The sequence below is a fragment of the Brevibacillus sp. SAFN-007a genome (assembly GCF_051967035.1).
In the GTDB taxonomy this organism is placed as follows: domain Bacteria; phylum Bacillota; class Bacilli; order Brevibacillales; family Brevibacillaceae; genus Brevibacillus.
The window spans coordinates 1-1,152 of record NZ_JBQCKK010000047.1 but is presented as its reverse complement, the minus strand read 5'-3'; the positions used below and the strand labels follow the sequence as shown (position 1 = coordinate 1,152).

Annotated in this window: 2 protein-coding genes; both read left to right on the top strand. The window is 43.8% G+C overall.

Going from position 1 to position 1,152, the window contains the following annotated elements; translation table 11 throughout:
• The coding region (locus ACTHO6_RS21060; protein WP_440243789.1) for a helix-turn-helix domain-containing protein at window positions 1-571 on the top strand (571 nt) is incomplete at its 5' end.
• An 84-nt stretch (window positions 572-655) separates the two neighbouring features.
• A partial coding sequence (locus ACTHO6_RS21055) for an ImmA/IrrE family metallo-endopeptidase (RefSeq protein WP_440243787.1) occupies window positions 656-1,152 on the top strand: 497 nt, incomplete at its 3' end.

Genomic DNA, 1,152 nt, shown 5'->3' with positions numbered 1-1,152 from the left:
ATCTTTACGTGACTTAATTAAATTCTGGCGAGGGGCGAGTTTTTTCATTTCCTTTCACCTCACTTTGTTAAGCTCATTTTTTGAACCTTGCAATTATAATATACGCTCGATAAATGAGCGTGTCAATGGTTTTTGTTCAAATATTGAGCGTTTATTTTATGAACGTTATTTTGTAGAATGGAGGCAAGAAATGAGCGTGATAATAATGGGGTTTAAAGATAGACTTAAGGAACTTCGGTCAAAAAAAAGGTTAACACAAGAGGCCCTTGCAGCAGCCTTAGAAATTCCGGAATCGACGATCCGCCGTTATGAATCGTCTGATGATAACACTCCGAGACGTGAGCGCTTAGAAAAGATTGCCGACTACTTCGGGGTTTCCGTCGATTATCTCCTCGGTCGTACTGACGATCCTGCCCCTTCCGACAAAAAGGACGATAAAAACGCACGCATGGGCCTTGCCTTTATTACTGGCGGGGAAGATCTTACCGAAGAGGAAGCCGAGTATTTGAAAGAGAGTTTGGAACTGTTCCGTAGGATGAAAGAAAGACGAGCGAAGGAACGGGAAAAATAATCCTTTATTCTAGTGCTTCATAGCCCTTTGGGCTATTATTTTCACCCATAAATACGAACAAATGTTTGTTTAGGAGGGGTTTGTGTGGATTTGTCGCTCTACAAAATGACTCCACTTGAGGAATGGATTGCTGAAAAATACCTCGCACATTCCATCTTCACGCCAGAAGACCTTGATATTCACCGGATTGCAAACATTTATGGGGGTGAAATATCCTATCTCCCGACAAAATCTCATGCCCGTTGGATTGACGATGGCTCTAATGATTTTATGATCATTCTCGACTCTCGTTTGGACGAGCCATCTGCTCAGAGCGAATTTTTTCATGAACTTTGTCACCCGCTCCGCCACGTCGGTGATCAACAAATGCTCCCCAAGGCGTTCCGGGACTTGCAGGAAACGCAAGCATCGCAGTTTCAGTTATACGCCGCTATTCCCTTCTTTATGGTGCTGGAACTGGATTTGCCAACATACGAGAAAGATGTCCCCATGTACTGGGCTCACGAATTTCGGGTTCCGCTTGACCTCGCAACACGTCGATTCAAACAGATCAAAAATCGAATCAGCCAGGAAGAATACAG